This is a genomic window from Ferrimonas gelatinilytica (genome assembly GCF_039544205.1).
In the GTDB taxonomy this organism is placed as follows: Bacteria; Pseudomonadota; Gammaproteobacteria; order Enterobacterales; family Shewanellaceae; genus Ferrimonas; species Ferrimonas gelatinilytica.
This window is the reverse complement of the sequence record NZ_BAABLF010000005.1, coordinates 348,999-368,907: the sequence shown is the minus strand read 5'-3', so window position 1 is coordinate 368,907 and position 19,909 is coordinate 348,999. Positions and strand designations below refer to the sequence as shown.

The 19,909-nt window shown below is 59.6% G+C and carries 17 protein-coding genes; 8 read left to right on the top strand and 9 right to left on the bottom strand.

Annotated features, from left to right (window positions below):
* Nucleotides 1-3: 3 nt before the first annotated feature.
* Entirely contained in the window at nt 4-1,383 is a 1,380-nt protein-coding gene (locus ABD997_RS04025; RefSeq protein WP_345315727.1) for an alanine/glycine:cation symporter family protein, read from the bottom strand.
* Nucleotides 1,384-1,522: 139 nt separating this feature from the next.
* A complete protein-coding gene (locus tag ABD997_RS04020) occupies nt 1,523-2,419 on the bottom strand; it encodes a LysR family transcriptional regulator (protein WP_345315726.1) in 897 nt (298 codons plus the stop codon).
* A 99-nt stretch (nt 2,420-2,518) separates the two neighbouring features.
* Between ABD997_RS04020 and ABD997_RS04015 the strand changes: the two genes are divergently transcribed.
* Complete coding sequence (locus ABD997_RS04015) at nt 2,519-3,118, top strand: FMN-dependent NADH-azoreductase (RefSeq protein ID WP_345315725.1); 600 nt, start codon at nt 2,519-2,521, stop codon at nt 3,116-3,118.
* A gap of 127 nt (nt 3,119-3,245) precedes the next feature.
* Here ABD997_RS04015 and ABD997_RS04010 read toward each other — a convergent pair whose 3' ends face one another.
* From ABD997_RS04010 to cmoA, 5 genes are read right to left on the bottom strand one after another with little or no spacing between them, the layout of a single operon-like run.
* Nucleotides 3,246-4,196, bottom strand: coding sequence for an alpha-L-glutamate ligase-like protein (locus tag ABD997_RS04010; RefSeq protein WP_345315724.1), 951 nt, complete (start codon nt 4,194-4,196; stop codon nt 3,246-3,248).
* Complete coding sequence (locus ABD997_RS04005; RefSeq protein WP_345315723.1) at nt 4,196-5,695, bottom strand: inactive transglutaminase family protein; 1,500 nt, start codon at nt 5,693-5,695, stop codon at nt 4,196-4,198. Before ABD997_RS04005 ends, ABD997_RS04010 begins: the two co-directional genes overlap by 1 nt.
* A 12-nt stretch (nt 5,696-5,707) precedes the next feature.
* Complete coding sequence (locus tag ABD997_RS04000) at nt 5,708-6,466, bottom strand: ATP-dependent zinc protease family protein (RefSeq protein ID WP_345315722.1); 759 nt, start codon at nt 6,464-6,466, stop codon at nt 5,708-5,710.
* A gap of 22 nt (nt 6,467-6,488) precedes the next feature.
* Complete coding sequence (cmoB, locus tag ABD997_RS03995; protein WP_345315721.1) at nt 6,489-7,460, bottom strand: tRNA 5-methoxyuridine(34)/uridine 5-oxyacetic acid(34) synthase CmoB; 972 nt, start codon at nt 7,458-7,460, stop codon at nt 6,489-6,491.
* Nucleotides 7,460-8,191, bottom strand: coding sequence for a carboxy-S-adenosyl-L-methionine synthase CmoA (gene cmoA / locus ABD997_RS03990; protein ID WP_345315720.1), 732 nt, complete (start codon nt 8,189-8,191; stop codon nt 7,460-7,462). The genes cmoB and cmoA overlap by 1 nt, the downstream gene beginning before the upstream one ends.
* A gap of 297 nt (nt 8,192-8,488) precedes the next feature.
* Between cmoA and aspS the strand changes: the two genes are divergently transcribed.
* The 4 genes from aspS to ABD997_RS03970 all read left to right on the top strand — a co-directional run bounded on the left by aspS (nt 8,489) and on the right by ABD997_RS03970 (nt 13,863).
* Nucleotides 8,489-10,255 carry an aspartate--tRNA ligase gene (gene aspS, locus ABD997_RS03985; RefSeq protein WP_345315719.1) on the top strand — a complete coding sequence of 589 codons (1,767 nt, stop codon included), beginning with the start codon at nt 8,489-8,491 and terminating at the stop codon, nt 10,253-10,255.
* A gap of 99 nt (nt 10,256-10,354) precedes the next feature.
* On the top strand, nt 10,355-11,101 hold the full coding sequence (locus ABD997_RS03980) for a YebC/PmpR family DNA-binding transcriptional regulator (protein ID WP_345315718.1): 747 nt from the start codon (nt 10,355-10,357) through the stop codon (nt 11,099-11,101).
* A 9-nt stretch (nt 11,102-11,110) separates the two neighbouring features.
* Nucleotides 11,111-11,632 (top strand): crossover junction endodeoxyribonuclease RuvC, encoded by a 522-nt coding sequence (gene ruvC, locus ABD997_RS03975; RefSeq protein ID WP_345315717.1) that lies wholly within the window; start codon nt 11,111-11,113, stop codon nt 11,630-11,632.
* Between the two features lie 602 nt (nt 11,633-12,234).
* Nucleotides 12,235-13,863: a hypothetical protein gene (locus tag ABD997_RS03970; protein WP_345315716.1), complete on the top strand. Its 1,629-nt coding sequence runs from the start codon at nt 12,235-12,237 to the stop codon at nt 13,861-13,863.
* 169 nt (nt 13,864-14,032) lie between these two features.
* Here the strand turns inward: ABD997_RS03970 and ABD997_RS03965 are convergent, their stop codons facing one another.
* Nucleotides 14,033-14,671 carry a hypothetical protein gene (locus ABD997_RS03965; protein WP_345315715.1) on the bottom strand — a complete coding sequence of 213 codons (639 nt, stop codon included), beginning with the start codon at nt 14,669-14,671 and terminating at the stop codon, nt 14,033-14,035.
* Between the two features lie 246 nt (nt 14,672-14,917).
* Here ABD997_RS03965 and ABD997_RS03960 point away from each other — a divergent pair, with 246 nt between their 5' ends.
* Nucleotides 14,918-16,429 (top strand): fumarate hydratase, encoded by a 1,512-nt coding sequence (locus ABD997_RS03960; RefSeq protein WP_345315714.1) that lies wholly within the window; start codon nt 14,918-14,920, stop codon nt 16,427-16,429.
* Between the two features lie 104 nt (nt 16,430-16,533).
* On the opposite strand, the gene ABD997_RS03955 is transcribed toward ABD997_RS03960, so the two are convergent.
* On the bottom strand, nt 16,534-16,713 hold the full coding sequence (locus ABD997_RS03955) for a hypothetical protein (RefSeq protein ID WP_345315713.1): 180 nt from the start codon (nt 16,711-16,713) through the stop codon (nt 16,534-16,536).
* A gap of 321 nt (nt 16,714-17,034) precedes the next feature.
* Between ABD997_RS03955 and ABD997_RS03950 the strand changes: the two genes are divergently transcribed.
* On the top strand, nt 17,035-19,095 hold the full coding sequence (locus ABD997_RS03950) for a S9 family peptidase (RefSeq protein ID WP_425557038.1): 2,061 nt from the start codon (nt 17,035-17,037) through the stop codon (nt 19,093-19,095).
* A gap of 595 nt (nt 19,096-19,690) precedes the next feature.
* Nucleotides 19,691-19,855: a hypothetical protein gene (locus ABD997_RS03945; RefSeq protein WP_345315711.1), complete on the top strand. Its 165-nt coding sequence runs from the start codon at nt 19,691-19,693 to the stop codon at nt 19,853-19,855.
* The last annotated feature ends 54 nt before the right edge of the window (nt 19,856-19,909 follow it).

The window sequence follows — 19,909 nt, the reverse complement described above, 5'->3', positions numbered from 1 at the left end:
CGATTACCGGGGTGTCTTCACCGATGTCACCTCTGCCAGAGTTTCAGGTTTGGCAAAGTAGGCCCGGGTCAGACGAAACACCACCGGACTGAGCAGCACCAGGGCGATCAGGTTGGGGATCGCCATCATCGCATTGAGGGTGTCTGCCAGCAGCCAGATAAAATCCAGTTTGGCCACGGCACCCAGGGGCACGGCCAAGGTAAAGAGCAACCGGAAGGGTTTCACCGCCCAACTCCCCAGCAGGTACTGTACGCAGCGTTCACAATAGACGCTCCAGCCCAGGATGGTGGTAAAGGCGAAGATCACCAGGGAGAGTGACACCACCAGGTGGCCGTAGGGAATGGCGCTGCCAAAGGCCGCGGTGGTGAGGGCGGCGCCACTTTCGCCGCTGTCCCAGACGCCGGTCAGGATGATCGCAAGGCCGGTGATGGAGCAGACGATCAGGGTGTCGATAAAGGTACCGAGCATGGCGATCAGGCCCTGGCGGACCGGGTTGTTGGTTTTGGCTGAGGCATGGGCGATGGGTGCAGATCCCAGGCCGGCCTCGTTGGAGAACACCCCTCGGGCCACCCCGAAGCGAATGGCCGCCCAGACCGCGGCCCCAGCGAAGCCACCTTGCGCCGCTACCGGCGTGAAGGCGCTGACGATCACCAGCTCCAGCGCCGCCGGGATGGCGCTGAAGTTCAGCGCCAGGATCACCAAACCGCCGGCGATATAGAACAGGGCCATCAGGGGTACCAGTTTACCGGCGACAACGGCAATGCGCTTGATCCCGCCCATCAGGACAGCACCCACCGCCAACATCAGCACGATGCCGGTGAGCAGGGGATCGATCTGAAAGTTGCTCTCCAGCGCGTGAGCCACTGAGTTGGATTGGGTACCGTTACCGATACCGAAACCGGCTACGGCGCCAAAGAATGCGAACGCCGTGGCCAGCCAGCCCCACTTGGGCCCCAGTCCGTTCTTGATGTAGTACATGGGGCCGCCAACAAATTCGCCGTTGGCATCGGTTTCGCGGTACTTGACTGCACATACCGCCTCCGCGTACTTGGTTGCCATCCCCACCAAGGCCGTGCACCACATCCAGAACAGGGCGCCGGGGCCCCCCAGGGCGACGGCGGTTGCCACCCCGGCGATGTTGCCGGTGCCTATGGTCGCGGAGAGGGAGGTCATCAGGGCATTGAAGGCACTGATGTCGCCTTGGTCTCCCTGTTTTTCTTCTCGCCCCTGCCACAATAAGCGAAAACCGGTGCCCAGCTTGCGCAGCGGCATGAATCCCAGCCCTAGGGTGAGATAGAGGCCGACGCCGAGGATCAGCACCAGCATGGGTACGCCCCAGACGACGCCATTGATGGCACTGATGAGATCCGTAAGCCAGGTCATCCTTGCGCTCCTTATTCCTTAGAGTTGTTAGCGTTAAATTAAAACAGCGACGATCAGTACCACATTTCAACCCACCCTTGCACCGTTACCTGAGATAAAAACTGTTTATTTGTTAATAGCTAACGACGGATAACCGCACCTATGAACGCTGTTGGGCCGGACAGTAACTCTCTATCAATTCGGCAAATCGCCGGGCCGCGGGCCCCAGGGTATCCGGGCTGGGGAACACCATCGAGAGGGGCAACTCGGTGCTGTGCATCTGGGCTTGATGGAGATGGACCAGGGACCCCTCCTGTAACGCTGGTTGCGCCAGGTGTTGCGGAACCCAGCAGAAGCCAACTCCCCGTTGCAGGATCGCCAGCGCCTCATGGAAATTCGAGAAGGTCCAGCGCTGCTCCGCTTTCAGCCAGCCCAGATCTTTGTCTGCCTGGGAGCCGGTATCCCGGATCACGATCTGCAGCTCCTTGGTCAGCCGGGCTTCATCGATCACCGCCTCCTTGCTCAGGGGGTGATCCCGGTGACACACCAGAAGCATCATCACCGTGCCGAGGGGGCGCCCTCTATGTCCTGGCAGCGATTGCGCGGTAATCGCGATATCACAGCGTTTCCCGCTGATGGCGTCTAGGGTGCCTGAGAGGACGTTGTCGATCACTGTTAGCCGGGTACCCCGGCTCTCGGGATAGAAGTGACTCATCGCCCGGTAGAGGGCATCGGTGGGGTAGAGGATCTCACGAGATAGAGTGATCTCCGGCTCCCAGCCCTGCTCCAGATTGTTTGCCAGCAGCTCCAACTGCTCTATCTCCGCCGTTAAGGACCGGGAACGCCTTAGCATCACCCGTCCCTGGGGCGTGAGCTCTGCCTTGCGTCCCTTCACCTCCAGCAGGGTAACGCCGAGCAGTTGTTGCAGCTTGGCCACCGCATGATTGAGGGAGGATTGGCTCTTGTTTAGGGCGACGGCGGCCCGGGCATAGCCGCCGTGATCGACCACAGCCTGCAGGATCCGCCATTGCTCAAGCGTCGTGTGGGGCCGATACATAAGCGTCTCATTTGTTAGAAAGGAATGAGCGAAATTATGGGGTTTTCTTTCGTCTCGATGCAAGTATTCTCGAGTTTAGTCAGAGCGAAGGAGCCCGTTATGAGAACCCTACTTATCATCAATGCCAGTGCCAGCTTGGCGCACAGTCATAGCCGCACCCTGGCGCAACAGTACGAAGCGCAATGGCGCAGGGTGAATCCTGATGGCCGGGTGTTGCATCGGGATCTGGGTGCGAACCCGCCGCCACACCTGGATGAAGCCACCTTCGCGGCGTTTTATACGCCGGCTGATGAGCGTAGCGAAGCCCAGCGGGTGCAACTTACCCTGTCTGATAGCCTGATCGAGGAGCTCAAGGCGGCGGACGATCTGGTGATCGCCGCTCCGATGTATAACTTCTCCATCCCAACGCCGCTCAAGGCCTGGTTTGACCATATCTGCCGGGTCGGCGTGACCTTCCGCTACGGCAGCAACGGGCCCGAGGGTTTGCTGCCAAGAAAGCACGCCGTGTTGCTGTTGAGCCGGGGCGGGCGTTACGAGGAGGGGGCGTCCATGGACCATCAGGCACCTTACCTGCGGCAGTTGCTCAACTTCATCGGCATCGAAGAGGTTGAGGTGGTCGCGGCCCAAGGAATGGCGGGGAATGCCGATGCTGGGATGGCGGAAGCGAAAGCTAAAGTGGATGCGCTGTTTGGCGCCTAAGTAAGAAAGTGCGAGGAGTGATGGTTCCCGCGGGAATGCCCCAATTTCAGTACCCTGAATCCCCTTAGGGTTGGGCTAAAAAACAACCGGCGCCCAGATGGGCGCCGGTTCTGGTTCATGGGGCCGGTTAGCGGCCGCTGCCAAACCACTCTTTGGCCATGGCGATTCTATCTTTGACCTCGAAGCGCTCTTCGCCCAGGGCTTCAATCTTCTGCAGTCGCGGCAGCAGGCCCTGATTGTTGGCGATCTGGATCGCCAATCCTGGACGCGCGTTGAGTTCAAGCAGCAGAGGCCCCCGCTCTGAGTCCAGCACCATGTCGGTGCCCAAGTAGCCCAGGCCGCACATCTCGTAACAGCCGGAAGCCAGCTCCAGCAGTCTGTCCCAATGGGGCACCTGTACCTCGAACAGATCCTTGCCGGTGTCCGGATGAGTCTGCACAGGTTCATCGTACTGTACTGCGCGCAGGGCTTTGCCGGTGGCGATATCGACGCCGATCCCTACCGCGCCCTGGTGCAGGTTTGCTTTGCCGTCCGAGGCGTGGGTCGAGCAGCGAAGCATTCCCATAATCGGGAACCCCTTGAACACGATAAGACGGATGTCCGGTACACCTTCGTAGGAGATCCCCTCGAATACCGAATCGAAGCGAATAAGTGCCTCGATCACTGCCACGTCGTTCTTGCCACCGAGGCTGAACAGCCCCGCCAGGATGTTGGAGCAGTGGCGCTCCATGTCAGTCAGGGTCACCTCGTCCCCGGAGGGTTTGAAGTAGCGTCCATTCTCCACTTTAGTCACCACCAGGATCCCTTTGCCCCCGGAGCCTTGAGCAGGCTTGATACAGAAGCCGGTCTGTCCTGCGAGTCGCTCTGTGAGTTCGGCGACCTCATGCTGCTCAGTGATCACCGAGATCAGATCCGGTGTGCTGATGTGCGCTTCCAGGGCCATCTTCTTGGTGATCAGCTTGTCATCCACCCGCTTGTAGAGCGAACGGGGGTTGTAGCGGCCGATGTAGGAGATGTTACGTTGGTTCATCCCCATAATGCCGCGCTGGCGCAGTCGCCGAGGATCGCAAAATATCATCACTTATCCTCGGCCAGTGGACGGAAGCGCCGCAGTTCCAGCAGCCGGTATCCGGTGTATTGACCCATCACCAGGACTAGGGCGAGGACGATCAGGTGGATACCCAGGAAATTGAATGCCCAGTGGCGAACCAGTTCGTTGTCCATGGCCAGGTAGGTGATGGTGGCCACCAGCAGGCTGCCGCCCCCCTGGATCATCACCTCCTTGGGTCCCTCCTCCTCCCAGAGGATAGACATCCGCTCAATGGTCCAGGCGAGAATGATCATCGGGAAGAAGGTGATGGTCAGACCCTCGGTTAGCCCCAGATTGAAGGCCAGCAGGGTAAAGCCGGCGATGATCCCCAATACCACGATCACCACCGCCGAGATCCGGGATATCAGCAACAGGTTGAGGTTGGAAAGATAGGATCGAATGACCAGGCCGAAGGCGACGATCAGCAAGAAGCCGATCAAGCCTGTGGCCAGCTTCGTCTGGATGAACGCCAGCGCGATAAGCACCGGCATAAAGGTTCCCGAGGTTTTTACGCCGATCAGGACGCGCAGGAAGACCACGACCAGGACGCCAATAGGGATCAGGAAAAGTCCTCGAAGCAGGGACTGCTCCTCCAGGGGAAGGTTATAGAGCGACATGCCACGCCCATCACCGGACATCATGTCGATGGCAGTGGCCAAGGCCGAGCGGGTGTCTTTGATGATGGAGAAGGTGACGTTGGAGTTGCTGCCGCCGGTCAGCTCCAGCACCGAGTGGCCGTGACGCTGCCAAAGCAGGATGTTGTCCTCTCGTCCCTCCTTGCCGGTGACAGGATCAAACAGGTAGCCCTGACCACCGTCCATCACCTCCACCCAGGGCCGAAGGCTCTGGCGACGGCGGCCATCCTCCAGCTTCAGCGCCAATACGATATTGGCGCGAACGCCGGCACTCTGAAGCAGGCGAGACAGTAGCTTGGCCGGCTCATAACGCGCCAGCAGCAGGGCAACATTCTGCTGTTGCTGTGGATTGGCGACTATCTTGGCCAACTGCTGGGCAAAGGAGCGATTGGAGGCACTGAGTTCCCAGGCCTGATCGATCACCGCCTTGGCGGCGGTATCCAGCCCTTCGTCCCATACGAGATCCCGCTTGGTGGTCGTTGCCATCTCGTCTTCCAGTGCCAGATCGCCGGTGGGCACCAGGTTTGCGGTGTAATACAGCTCCTGGTTGCCCTGGGCATCCCGCACCGTCCACTGGGCCCGGCGGTCGCCGTTACTGCGCGCCATCGACAGTCCGTAGCCCGGGGAGGCCGCTGACTCGGAGAGTAGGGTAAAGGCCGGGTCCGAGGGCAGTGCCAGTGACGCTTCCACCGGTCCGTTGGCGTTAAAGGTTACCCGGGCCTCTACGGTCCAGGTGGTCTGAACGCTGCCGGGCAGGAAGGGGATGCTGTCCACCTTATGGCGGTAGGCATTGATGCCGATGCCGCCTGCAATCAGCAGGAACACGAACAGGTAAAATGGCTTACGCGACACTGGGGATTCCTTTTATTGGCTGTTTGAGTCGGACAGAATGTAACTGCGGCTGACATCCACCACGGCAATGTCCTTGAAAAACTTGCGGCCGAGTAGCAGGGGATACTCCATGTGACTGCGGTCGGTCAGGTTGAGCTCGGTTTCCGCCACGTAATCGCCGACCTTCAACCGGGCCAAAATAACCGGGCGGCGCTCCGTTCCTTCGGCGGAGGCACGCTTGATATTAACGTAGCGGGCGATGCGCGCCTCTACGGTGTTGGCTTCGGGCGTTTTCTCATCCTTTTCGTCGGCCTGAGGCTCGCCGTTTCGCGGGATTTCGAAGCGCACCCACTCCTTACCGTCACGCTCAAAGGCTTGAATGTTTTGCGCAGAGATGGAGGAGCTGACCGCGCCGGTGTCGACCCGGGCATCGAAGGCACGGCCGACCTCCTGGACATACACATGCTCCACTTCACCCAGCACCATCTTCTCCCCCAGGGGATCGGGTTTGACCTCCGGGCACTCGACGGGGGGGCGCTGGCTGCTGGCGACTAAGGCCGCCATGGCGGTATTGACGCCGGTCAACTGTTCGATCACCTGGGTCTGATACGCCTGCTCGGCGGCATCCAACTGAAACTCCTCGGCACAGCGTTGATTGAGCAACTGCGCAATCTGTGCTTTTTGTTGCTCCATAACGTTGGTCAGCTGGGCTTGGGTGGCGGGCTCTGGCTTCTGGGCACAGCCGCCCAGCAGGCTAATCATGGTAACGGCGATCAGGATGTGAGATCTCATCGGCAGAAAATCCTTAAGTGGTTTAGCCAGCTTTATTTGCAATGATAATAGCGCGTTTGGGCGCGGGATAGCCTTCGACAGTACGGCCCGGATCTTCTGGGTCCAGGTAGTCGCTCAGGGATTCGTTGGTCATCCAGTCGGTGCGCCGCTGCTCATCGAGCGTGGTATCCGCCTCATCGACCACACGGGCGTTTTCGAAGCCGCATTTACGCAGCCAAAGTAACAGCGCCGCAGAGGAAGGCAGGTACCAGACATTGTTCATTTTCCCATATCGCTCCTCAGGCACAAGGACTTGATTCGCATCTCCTTCAATTACCAAGGTTTCCAGCACTAATTCACCGCCGGGTTTGAGTTGGTCCTGCAGCTGTAACAGGTGATCGATGGGACTGCGCCGGTGGTAGAGGACCCCCATTGAGAAAACCGTATCGAACGCATGCAGGGCGGGCAGCTGCTGGATTCCCAGTGGTAACAGGTGGATATCTTCCGCTCCCCCGGCAATCTTGCGTACCGCTTCGAACTGCGCCAGGAACAGGTCCGACGGATCCACGCCGATCACCAGTTCGGCGCCCTCGCCGAGCATCCGCCACATGTGGTAGCCACTGCCACAGCCCACATCCAGCACAGTGCGGTGCTTAAGTGGGCTGATGTGGGGTAGCAGGCGATCCCACTTCCAGTCACTGCGCCATTCGGTATCGATATGGATCCCGTAAAGATGAAACGGCCCTTTTCGCCAAGGGCTTAAGCACATCAGCAGGTTGTGGAGTTTTTTCTGCTCGCCGGGGCTGAGTTCTTCGGGCTGACCAAACGCGACCCGGGTCTGGATATCCTGGTAATCGGGTTTGGCGCCGGGCAGTTTTGCCAGCACCTTTTCCCACTTGGGGAACTGACCATTGCGGTGGTATTTGCGCCACTCGGCCAGTTGACCGGGGGCCGTTTCCAGCCAGTGGTTGAGTCGGCTGCCGGCGATGCGCTTAAAAAAATCACTGAAATCCATTACTTGATCGCCACCATGGAGGCAAAGTTATAACATTGGAACCAGAGGCTGGACTCGCGAAAGCCCGCCTTGGCAAAGCGCGCCTGATGCTGCTCCAGGGTATCCGGACGCATCACATTCTCCAGTGCGGTCCGTTTCTGGCTGATCTCCAGCTCCGAATAGCCGTTGGCCCGCTTAAAATCCAGGTGCAGGTCGTCCATAAGGCGATGGGTCTGGGGCTGGGCAAAGACCAGCTTCTCTGAGACCACCAGTAAGCCTCCAGGACACATGCCTCGATAGACCTTGGTGACGAGACGGTCCCTGTCCTCGGGAGCGAGGAACTGCAGGGTAAAGTTGAGCACCACCATGGAGGCGTGCTCGATGGCCACATCGCGGATATCGGCGCAAACCAGTTCCACCGGCACATCGCTGACGTAAGCCTGCAGGTGGGACTGGGCGCGGTTGATCATCGCCTCGGAGTTATCGACCGCGATGATCTTCACCCCGGTTTCTCGGATCCCGCGCCGCATCGCCAGGGTCGCGGCCCCGAGGGAGCAGCCGAGGTCATACACCTGGCTGTCCGCCGTCACCGCCTTGCGTGCCAGCTTGGAGAGGGTCTGAAGAATTTCGCCATAACCGGGGATGGAGCGGGAGATCATGTCAGGAAACACCGACGCCACGGTGTCATCGAAGCGAAAATCGCCAATCTGATCTAACGGCTTGGAGAAAATTTTGTCCTGTTCGACGGTCATAACAGCCTTCCTGTAAAACAAGGGCGCGATTTTATCTCGCTGGTTCGGTTGGCAGCAAGCACGGCCGGACGCAGAGGCCTGACATCCCTTCATTTTGTACCGAAATCGACCATTACGCCGCTTAAACTGCGACGGCCATCGCCGATCCCTTGCCGACTATACGCGCAAAGAGGTCGTTAAGCGGGCCGGGGCGCTTCTGATCCTGAGGGCTTTTCTCTATAATGCCGGCTTTGAAAATTCCCGTGACGGTGCCCCTGGGCGTCGTCGACTCATCGCATTAAGAAACAGGAGCTGTCGATGCGCAGCCATTATTGTGGACAAGTCACAGAGGCCCTGGATGGCCAGGAAGTCACCCTGGTCGGCTGGGTCAACCGCCGCCGTGATCTGGGTGGCGTCGTATTCCTCGATCTGCGCGACCGTGAGGGCGTGGTTCAGGTGGTTTATGATCCGGATCTGCCGGAAGTGTTTGAAACTGCATCGAGCCTGCGGGCAGAGTTTTGCGTTCAGGTAAAAGGCCGTGTGCGTCTGCGTCCGGAAAGCCAGGTGAACAAGACCATGGCCACCGGGGGGATCGAGATCCTGGGCAAAGAGTTGAGCATCATCAACAAGGCCGATGTGCTCCCCATCGATTTCAACACCGATGTCTCCGAAGAGCAGCGCCTCAAGTATCGTTACCTGGATCTGCGTCGACCGGAGATGGCACAGAAGATCAAGTTCCGCGCCCAGTTCACCTCCGAAGTGCGCCGGTTCCTCGATGGAGAGGGCTTCCTGGATGTGGAAACCCCGATCCTCACTGCGGCGACACCGGAAGGTGCACGGGATTACCTGGTACCCAGCCGGACCCACAAGGGGCAGTTCTTTGCCCTGCCACAGTCGCCCCAGCTGTTTAAGCAGCTGCTGATGATGTCCGGCATGGATCGCTACTACCAGATCGTCAAATGCTTCCGCGACGAAGATCTGCGTGCCGACCGCCAGCCGGAGTTCACCCAGATCGACATCGAAACCTCCTTCATGAGCGCCGAGCAGGTGATGGCGACCACCGAGGCGATGATCCGCACCATCTTCAAAAAGATGCTCAACGTGGATCTGCCGAAGTTTCCGCACATGAGCTACGAGGAGGCGATGCGCCGTTACGGTTCCGACAAGCCGGACCTGCGTAACCCACTGGAACTGGTGGACGTGGCGGACCTGCTGAAAGACGTTGAGTTCAAGGTGTTTTCCGGTCCCGCCAACGACCCGGAAGGTCGGGTAGCGGCGCTGCGGATCCCCAAAGGCGCGTCCCTCTCCCGCAAGCAGATCGACGAGTACACCAAGTTCGTGGCGATCTACGGTGCCAAGGGTCTGGCCTGGATGAAGATCAACCAGCCCGGTAAGGGGATCGAGGGGGTGCAGTCCCCGGTGGCCAAGTTCCTCTCGGACGAGATCGTCAACGGGATCGTCGAACGCACCGGTGCCCTGGGGGAGGACATCATCCTCTTCGGTGCCGACAGCGCCAAGGTGGTGGCGGATGCCATGGGCGCACTGCGACTCAAGGCCGGTGAAGAGTTTGGCCTGGTGGCCGATGGTTGGGCACCCCTTTGGGTGGTGGACTTCCCGATGTTTGAAAAGGCAGACGGTCGTTACTATGCCCTGCACCACCCCTTTACCGCACCCCGGAACATGACCCCGCAGGAGCTGGAGGACAATCCGGACGGTGCGATCTCCGATGCCTACGACATGGTGCTCAACGGCTGTGAAGTTGGTGGGGGATCCGTCCGGATCCACCAGGCCGATATGCAGGCCGCAGCTTTCCGCGTGCTGGGGATCTCCGATGAGGAAGCCAAAGAGAAATTTGGCTTCCTGCTGGATGCGCTCAAGTTTGGTACTCCGCCTCATGCCGGCCTCGCCTTCGGGCTGGATCGCCTGGTTATGCTGATGGTCGGTGCCGAGTCGATCCGTGAAGTGATGGCGTTTCCGAAAACCACCACCGCAGCCTGCCCGCTGACCAATGCGCCGGGCCAGGCCAATCCTGAGCAACTGATGGAGCTGGGGATCCAGACCATCGCCAAGGATCAGCAAGACTGACTCAGACGTTTCTGAGTGCCCACAAACCCGGCCATCGCGCCGGGTTTGTTTTCCTTGGGAACAGGCTTAACCTAAGGAAATCTATGGAGGAAATTTTTTATGGCCGGACACAGTAAATGGTCCAACATCAAACATCGCAAGGCGGCACAAGACGCCAAGCGGGGCAAGATCTTCACCAAGCTCATTCGTGAGCTTACGGTGGCGGCCCGTGAGGGCGGTTCCGATCCGGATGCCAACGCCCGGCTTCGTGCTGCCATCGACAAGGCTCTCTCCAACAACATGCCCAGGGATACCGTCGAGCGAGCGGTCAAGCGGGGAGCCGGAGAGCTGGAAGGTCAGGCACTGGAAACCATCATCTACGAGGGTTACGGGCCGGGGGGTACCGCGGTGATGGTGGAGACCATGACCGATAACCGCAATCGTACCGTGTCCGGGGTCCGCAGTGCCTTTACCAAGGCCGGTGGCAACCTGGGGACCGATGGCAGCGTGGCGTACCTGTTCAGCAAGCAAGGGGTGATCTCTTACGGGCCCGGTACCGATGAGGACAGGGTGATGGAGTTGGCCCTTGAGGCCGGTGCCGATGACGTCATCCGCAGCGATGATGGCAGCATCGATGTGTATACCACGCCGGAAGCGTTCGGCTCGGTAAAGGATGCACTGGACGCATCGGGACTGGAGGCGGTCAACGCCGAGGTCACCCTGGTACCGGCGACCAAAACCGACCTGGATCTGGATACTGCCAACAAGCTGCTCAGGTTGATCGATGTGCTGGAAGACAATGACGATGTCCAGGAGGTATACCATAACGGCGATATCTCCGATGACGTCATGGCGCAGCTGGGCTAGGGCGGTCGGATGAGTATCATCCTGGGGATCGACCCTGGCTCGCGCCTGACCGGTTATGGCGTGGTTCGTTTCCGTGGTCGTCACTTCGACTACCTGGGCAGTGGCTGCATCCGGCTGCCGGAGCAGGATCTGCCAGAGCGCCTGAAGATCATCTACGACGGTGTCTCGGAGCTGGTGCGTCAGTTCCAGCCGGACGAGTTTGCCATCGAGCGGGTGTTTATGGGGCGCAATGCGGACTCGGCGTTGAAACTGGGCCAGGCCCGGGGGGCAGCCATCGTGGCGGCGATGAACGCCGCGCTGCCCGTGTCGGAATACAGCCCCACCCAGATCAAAAATGCCGTGGTGGGTACCGGCGGTGCCAGCAAGCCGCAGATCCAGCATATGGTTACCCAGCTGCTGAAACTGCCTGCCGCCCCCCAGGCGGACGCGGCGGATGCCCTGGCGATCGCCATCACTCATGCCCATATGCAGCGCGGCCTGGTGGCCCTGGCGGGCAGAGCCTCGGTGCGTATCGGCGGGCGGTACCGCTAGGCCCTCCCTTCCATGATTGGCTCACCTCTGCCCCCGGGTTGAGGAGGGCTTTGGCTCACTGGCTTGGGATTGGCCCACCAAAGACCCCGGGCTGGCGCCAAACTCGTATCCACAGCTTTCATTTTGAACTGGTAAGCGACTTCGCTTGGGATCCCCCAGGCGAGGTCAGATAACCCTTTCGGCCATCCCGGATAAGCCCCTCGACACACGGACGTGTGTTGCTCGCCATTTCGATGCGCAAGCGACTCAACCTCTCCCTATGTGATTGAACTGTATGGAAACTGTATGGCCCAATCCCGCTGGTAAAAAATGTTTACCATGTCACAGAAATGGCATATCGATTGGTTTTTGGCCAATGCGATCGGTAAGGTACGCACGCCTTTTCAGAGGCATAGAGCAGCGACATTGAACCTCGAACGCTTCAGGTCGAAGGGATTGGCGTAAGCCGGACTCACAGCACCGTCGGTTGCTCCCACCACAGATAGGGATATCGCCTTCCACGCCCGCCATCGCTTTGCAGCCAGCCGCGGAGAAAGGGGAGGTTTTCCGTCGGGCCCCGCCGCGACGAGCGTCACCATTTCGCATCACTAACCGAGTATGTAATGACCGATCTGAAACCTGTTCGATATCTCTACCTATTCCTTGTCACCGCCTGCCTGATGCTGTTCCAGGCTGCCGCTGAAGCCAAGACCAGTCGTAGTGAGGGTCGCGAGGAGTCCGAGGAGCAAGAAGCAGCCGAGTTGGCGCTTGAGACCCTTGGTGTGCCTGAGTACGTTCCGACTCTGGGCCTCACCAGCCTGGCGACCGACGCCCATCTGGTGCAGTTCGTGGACAAGCGCACCATCACCGATGGGGAGGAGGCCCGAACCCAGGCCTTCCTGGTGCAAAGCACTGATGAAAAGGGAAATATCGATCTGCGGATCAAGTATGAGCCGGGTCTTGTCCATAAGGACGAGCGCCTGGTAGAGAACATCGAGCAGATGGTCCGGTTGGAGTATCGACTCAACCAATACGCGGAGACCTACGACAAGAAGTCGCTGCAGGTGACGGATCTCGGTGGCGGTGAAACCCTCATCAAATTCAGCTATTCACGCTTCGCTCTGCCGCAGGATATCAGCTATTTCCGTCACGTTCGTGCCGAGATGCGGGTAGTGGACGGTGAAGTGGTTAGCATGGAGTTGACCAATGACAAACCCTTTACTTTCGCGGGCATTAAGGTGGACAGCTACCACCAGCGCACCGAGTTCGCGCAGCTGCCCAGTGGTAAGGTGGTTGTAAAGAGGAAACGGGTTCGACTCGAAGGCACGGTGAAAGGAAAGCCGGTAACCAAGCATATTGAAGTGCTGCCCGTGGCCTACTACGACAGCGACAGTCAACCCCTGGTGGCTGACGAGGATCTGCTCAGTCGGGTATCTGACCCGCGGGTCCGCGAAACCAAGGTCAAACTGCGTCGTACCTTCCCGCTGATGGGTGATATGGTGCGCCGCAAGGGCATTGACCTGCCGCTGCCCTTCGGTGTGTCCATGTCCTACCGTAATCAGAACATGGATGTGGGCTTTAACAGCTTCAGTGTCCTGGACCTGCCCCCGGAGGTCCTTGAGGTGTTCTTCGATCCTGCCGAGTCCACCGCCTCGGTGAACGCGGAGAGCGTGACCTTCCGTGGTGACGTGAACATTCTTCCGTTTTGGAACGTCTACGGCCTGGTGGGTAAGGTAAATATCGACGCGGATGTGGCTGCCAAGTTTAAGGGGATCTGCGCGATTGAGGTTGCTGGTCAGTGCATCAAGCCTATTGTCGAGGAGCAGATGCTGCACGTGCCGCTGGATCTGACCTACAACCTCACCGGGATTGGCACCACGCTCTCCATTGGCTACAAGCAGTTCTTCGCGTCACTGACCGGTACTTACACCCGGACCAAGCTCGAAGGGGGCACCGGCGATGGCTCGGCCGTTGTAACGGCACAACCGATGGTGGGCTACCAGATGGTGGACTGGGGCGCCCAGATCTTCGTGGGTGCGGAGTACCAGGGCCTTAAGGACTACATGCGAGGCGAGTTGGGTCCCGTGGGCCCCTTCGACAACTTTACCTTCGACGTTGGCGTCAACGTGGATCGCTGGACCGGCCTGATCGGTTTTAACAAGCAGTTTGGTAAACACTACCGGATCACCGGGATCTACAACCTGGGGCCGAGCCGCGACTCCTTCACCCTCAACCTGAACTACCGGTTCTAAGGGTTCCGAAGAAGAGGTTCTGGCATTGTCATCAGAAGGCGCCCCTATGTGGGCGCCTTTTTCGTGTGCGGTGCGTGTATGCGGTGATAGGTGTCTTTGGCCCAAAGCGCGTTGAATGTCATAGCGTCAGTTGCTCAACACTGAGGTCGAAGGAGCTTAATCCTCTGGGCTAACGCGGTCGCACCGGGGAGGTCGGGCGGGGCACCACCACAGGCGGGACCGGACGCAACAAGGGGCGCGGCTGGACCGGGCTGCGCCTTGGCGGTCCGATAACTGCGGGCACCGGGGGTTTGGGCGTCAGGTAGTCTGGGGGCTGATTGGCCGGCGTAATCACCTCGGGGACGGGTTGAACCGGCTGACGACCGGGCACATAGCGGTGCGGTAACGCTGGCCTTTGCTCGATCGAGGGCAGAGTCGTTGGGTTGCGATCCCACTGGATGGGACCCGTGGGGCGTTGCAGCGGGATTAGCCCCCGGATCGGCGGCGTTGCGGGCGAGTAGGGGGGATAGAGGTGAAACGGGGCGTACCCCGGTCTTGGCGGACCGTAGCGGGGGCTCTGTGGCAGGGGCGCAAGACCACGCTGCGGTGTGTAGCGCAAAGGTTCCGGAGCGGCGCTGATACTCCAGTGGGTGACCGCTGTTGGGGCGGTAGGTTGCGCCGGTGCCGGATTGGCACTGCACCCTGTCCCGAGGATAAACAGTAAAAGTGGCAGGGTCAGCCAGTGGGGCTCGGCCAGTGATCGTGCCCCAAAGGGCGTGAAGCCCCGGGTGTTCGATGGCGGCGTACAGTGAGAACCTCGAGCGGGCATTGTCTCCTCCCATGCTACCCACCACGGGCGTCAGCGCCGTTCCAGACAATGACTCAAGTGGTGCTCTGAGCGGTGTATCCTCAGCGATCCGGGTGGCCCTATCCTTGGGCAGTTTATCACGGAGGCGTGACCTGGCTCACGGGTGTTGGCGCCATTGGGGGGCTCGGTTATCATAGCCGCACCGAAAACGGCCGGTTCACCAACCGGTTAAACCGTGATGCGGGCTTGGAAGCCCTGGAGTATTCAATGGCTGTGATCCAGAAAGAGCACTTCGTCAGCTCAGTCGCTGACGCGCTGCAATACATCTCATATTACCACCCGAAAGATTTCATCCAGGCGCTTAATGCCGCCTATGAAAAGGAGCTGAACCCGGCGGCCAAGGACGCCATGGCACAGATCCTGATCAACTCCCGAATGAGCGCCGAGGGGCACCGTCCCCTGTGTCAGGACACCGGGATTGTGACCTGTTTCGTTAAAATTGGGATGCAGGTGCAGTGGGACAGTGATCTGACGGTGCAGCAGATGGTGGATGAGGGGGTACGCCGCGCCTACACCAACCCGGATAACCCGCTGCGTGCCTCCATCGTTGCCGATCCCGCCGGCGCTCGCAAAAACACCAAGGACAACACCCCCTCCGTCGTTCATATCGAGATGGTTCCCGGTGACGAGGTCGAGGTGATGATCGCCGCCAAGGGAGGCGGCTCAGAAAACAAGTCCAAGATGGTGATGCTCAATCCCTCCGACGACGTGGCCGAGTGGGTGGAGAAAACCCTGCCGACCATGGGTGCGGGCTGGTGTCCCCCGGGCATGCTGGGGATCGGGATCGGTGGCACCGCCGAGAAGGCGGCGGTGATGGCCAAAGAGGCGCTGATGGAGCATATCGATATCCATGAGCTCAAGGCCCGAGGTGCCAAGGACGCCGATGAGGCGCTTCGGCTGGAGATCTTCGACCGTGCCAACAAACTGGGGATCGGTGCCCAGGGCCTGGGCGGACTGACCACCGTCCTGGATGTGAAGATCAAGACGGCACCGACCCATGCGGCCTCCAAGCCGGTGGTGATGATCCCCAACTGTGCCGCCACCCGCCATGTGCATTTCCACCTCGACGGCCGCGGCCCGGCGCAGCTGCCGGTGCCCAGCCTGGAGGACTGGCCTGAGATCACCCAGGAGGTGGGGGAGAAGGTCAAGCGGGTCAACCTGGATACCCTGACACCCGAGGAGCAGCGCAGCTGGAAGGCCGGTGATGTGCTGCTGCTCAACGGCAAGATCCTGACCGGACGCGATGCTGCCCACAAGCGGATCAAGGAGATGCTGGACTCCGGCGCAGGCCTGCCGGAAGGGGTGGATTTCCGTGGCCGCTTTATCTACTACGTTGGCCCTGTCGACGCGGTGGGTGACGAGGTGGTGGGTCCGGCTGGCCCCACCACCGCCACCCGGATGGACAAGTTTACCGAGCAGATGCTGTCGGAGACGGGCCTGATGGGGATGATCGGCAAGGCGGAACGCGGCCCGGCGACGGTCGAGTCCATCGCCCGCCACAAGTCCGCTTACCTGATGGCGGTAGGGGGCGCGGCTTACCTGGTGGCCAAGGCGATTAAGAAGGCCCGCGTGGTGGCGTTCGAAGATCTGGGCATGGAGGCGATCTACGAGTTCGAAGTGGAGAACATGCCGGTGACCGTGGCCGTGGATGCCGAAGGGAACAACGTCCATGAAACCGGCCCCGCCTTCTGGCGCGGCGAGATCGCCCAGATGGGTTGAGTGTCCGGGGACGGCAAGCCGTCAATGGATAAACCTCAGGCGGCCCCGATAAGGGGCCGCTTTTTCGTTTCTGTAACCGAAAGAGATGGCTGTGAATGGGTCCATCAGGCCAGTAGATGGTGCCACAGCCAGGCGAGACTGGAGCCCCCCACGGTGGCGGCGGTCACTATGATTCCCAGGAAGATTTCCAGAAGCTCCCACTGTCGGTGCAGGGTGATCAGGGTGAAGGTGCAGCAGGCCAGCAGGGAGACGATCCCGCAGAACGCGAAGACAGCGAAGATCATGGAGGGTAAGGCTCTCGGGTCCAAAAGCAAAAGTCAGGACTCTACCGATCTTATCCGGCCGTGCCAGAGCCACGATGGAAAGTTGTTGTCATTGCAGCGAATTTCATGCCAACGGATGAAACTTTTTTTCATTGTGCTGCCAGTGGCATCATCGAAAACCCTCTGCACTCACGCTGGATAGCACAGTTGCCAGCGCCGTGAGAGCGCACTCCCCCTCCCGACTTGAATCCCCGTAATACCTGTGGAAAAGTTTCTTTCGATTTCAATCCGTAAACGCTATTTCAGTTCTGCTCGTGCGCGGGCAGTCAAAAGGACATGACGATGAATCCATGGATCGCTTCGCTGCCGCTGACCCTGGCAGCGCTCTCTGCGGGCGCGGCCCCCTTGACGGTGGAGGCCCTCAACCAGTTAAACAAGTTGCACTCTGCTGCCCTGTCACCGGACGGCAGTCAGGTCGTGTACGGCGTAACGGAGGTGCAGGGGGAAACCAAGCGCTCCGAGCTCTACCTTCGATCACTGGCGACACCGGACCGGGTCACTCAACTGACCTTCGACGAAGGGAGGGAGCACAGTGTCCAGTTTGCGCCCGACAGTGAGGGGATCTACTTCCTCGCCGGTCGCTCCGGCTCCAGCCAGCTTTGGTACCTGCCTCTTGGCGGTGGCGAGGCCCGTCAGATCTCCGATCTGCCACTCCCCGTCGACGGCTTCAAACTGGACCCGAGCGGCGAGCAGGTGGCGTTGCAGGTGCGCTTCCATCCTACCTGTGCAGACCTGGTCTGTGCGGAGAAAAAGGCAACACAACAGGATGAGCGAGCGGCTCAGGGTCGCCACTATACCGAGTTGATGGTGCGTCACTGGGACGAGTGGAACGATGGTTTGCGCAACCAACTGTTGGTGGCGCCGCTGTTGGAGCAGCGCCTGGGTGAACCCGTGGTGGTCACGGCGGGTTGGGATACGGAAGTTCCGCCCCGGCCCTTCTCCGGCATGGAGGAGGTGGCCTTCAGCCCAGATGGTCAGCACCTGGTGTTCTCCGCCAAGGCGCCGGGGACCGATCAGGCCTGGCATACCAACTACGATCTCTGGCAGGTGCCCGTCGGTGGTGGTGAGCCGGTGAACCTGACCGAGGATAACCCGGCCTGGGATGCCCATCCGGTGTTCTCAGCGGATGGGCGCTACCTGGCCTGGACCGCCATGAGCATTCCCGGCTACGAGTCGGATCGCTTTCGCATCATGCTTAAAGACCTGCGCAGCGGCGAGGTGAGTGAAGTGGCACCGGGGTGGGATCGCAGCGCCGCCAGCATCACCTTCGGTGAGGATAGCCACACCCTTTATGTCACCGCACAGGACGTTGGTCAGGTCAGCCTCTTCGCCATCGACGTACGCTTCGGTGATGTGCGCCCCCTGCTCACCGAAGGCAGCAATCGCCTGGTGGGCGCCGCCGGTGGCAAGCTGGTGTATACCCAAAATGATCTGGCCAACCCGACGGATCTCTACATGGCAACGAGCAGCGGCCAGCAGGTCACCCCGCTCACCGCCATCAATGCCGATAAAATGGCCGATCTGCAGGTGGGAGAGTTTGAGCAGTTCCAGTTCAAGGGCTGGAACAATGAAGTGGTTCACGGCTACTGGATCAAGCCGGTAGGTTACCAGGAGGGACAGCAGTATCCGGTGGCTTTCCTGGTGCATGGTGGCCCTCAGGGCAGTTTCGGTAACCGCTGGCATGGACGTTGGAACGCCCAACTGTGGGCGGCCGCGGGCTTTGGTACCGTGATGATCGATTTCCATGGTTCCACCGGCTATGGCGCTGAGTTTACCCACTCTATCTCCAAGGATTGGGGCGGAAAGCCGTTGGAGGACCTGCAGAAAGGGTTAAAGGCGGTGGGCGAGCAGCAGCCCTGGCTGGATATTGCTAATGCCTGCGCCGCCGGGGGGTCCTACGGTGGATACATGATGAACTGGATCGCCGGGAACTGGCCAGAGGGGTTTAAGTGTCTGGTGAACCATGCGGGCTTGTTCGACATGCGCAGCTTCTACATGGTCACCGAGGAGCTTTGGTTCCCGGAGTATGAGTTTGGTGGCCCCTATTGGGAGCAATCTGAGCGCTATGAGCGCTTTAACCCGGTGAATCTTATCGACAACTGGCGTACGCCGATGCTGGTTCTGCACGGTGCCAAGGACTACCGGGTACCCCTGGAGCAGGGATTGGCCGCCTTTACGGTGCTGAAGCGCAAGAATATCCCTGCCGAGATGGTGGTGTGGGAGGACGAGAATCACTGGATCCTCGACCCCGATAACTTGGCGCAGTGGTATCACCATGTCCTGGGCTGGATGCAGCGTTGGACCGCTAAGCCCGGAGCGCACTCGCAAAAGGGTGTTGATTAGGGCGCGATGTTATCGGTCTTCCCGTGCCGATGGGAATCTGCCCTAACGACACCCTGAACTGCGCACAGGTACAGAGTCCCATTTCGGGGCATCAAATAAAAAACGGGCCCAGGCCCGTTTTTTTCATTCCGCAGACGGGGCCGGGAAATCGCAATCTGGGTCTCACGGTGGCGAATGACTCAGGCCTGAATCGATGTCTAATTGAATCAAGAGCATATTAAATTCTGTTCAGGAGGCTTTTGCACTGTTATTGCCGGGCGACTTCAAGGCGGGAGTATCCTAGCCCACAAATGGGCCTGAATGGTGTTTTCCTTAATTCCGTTTCACTCGACAGGAAATGGTCGCAATACCTCGGGACACACTTTGCCCTGACTTAATCAGTTCTGGCGGTGAAATGGGTAAGTCATTAATGAATTTGCAGAGGATGGCTCTTCTGTCCGTTTTGGGGTGGCAACCCTGTTTTACAGCCGGGAAGTTTACTCAATGTTGTGAAATTGATGTTGTTCTTGTTTGCTTTTAGTTGCGGGAATAAGCTGCGCCCGACAATTACTAAGGTTTGCCGGTGGACGCTGCCGGCCATTCAGGGAGCGGGAATATGAGCATCAAAGATAGCAGTGCAGTATTGGGAACCATCGTGGTGGGACTGGGGCTGTATGCCACTCTGGAGTCGGAAGCCTTGACCTCTTGGCCCTACGTTATCGCGGCGGTTTTGTTTATCGGCCTCATTATGATGGAGGCCCTGGGCCGGGAAGCCGGCTAAGAGTAAAACCTGAGCGCTGGCCTGATACTTCGGGTGTTTCAGGCCTTGCTCCTA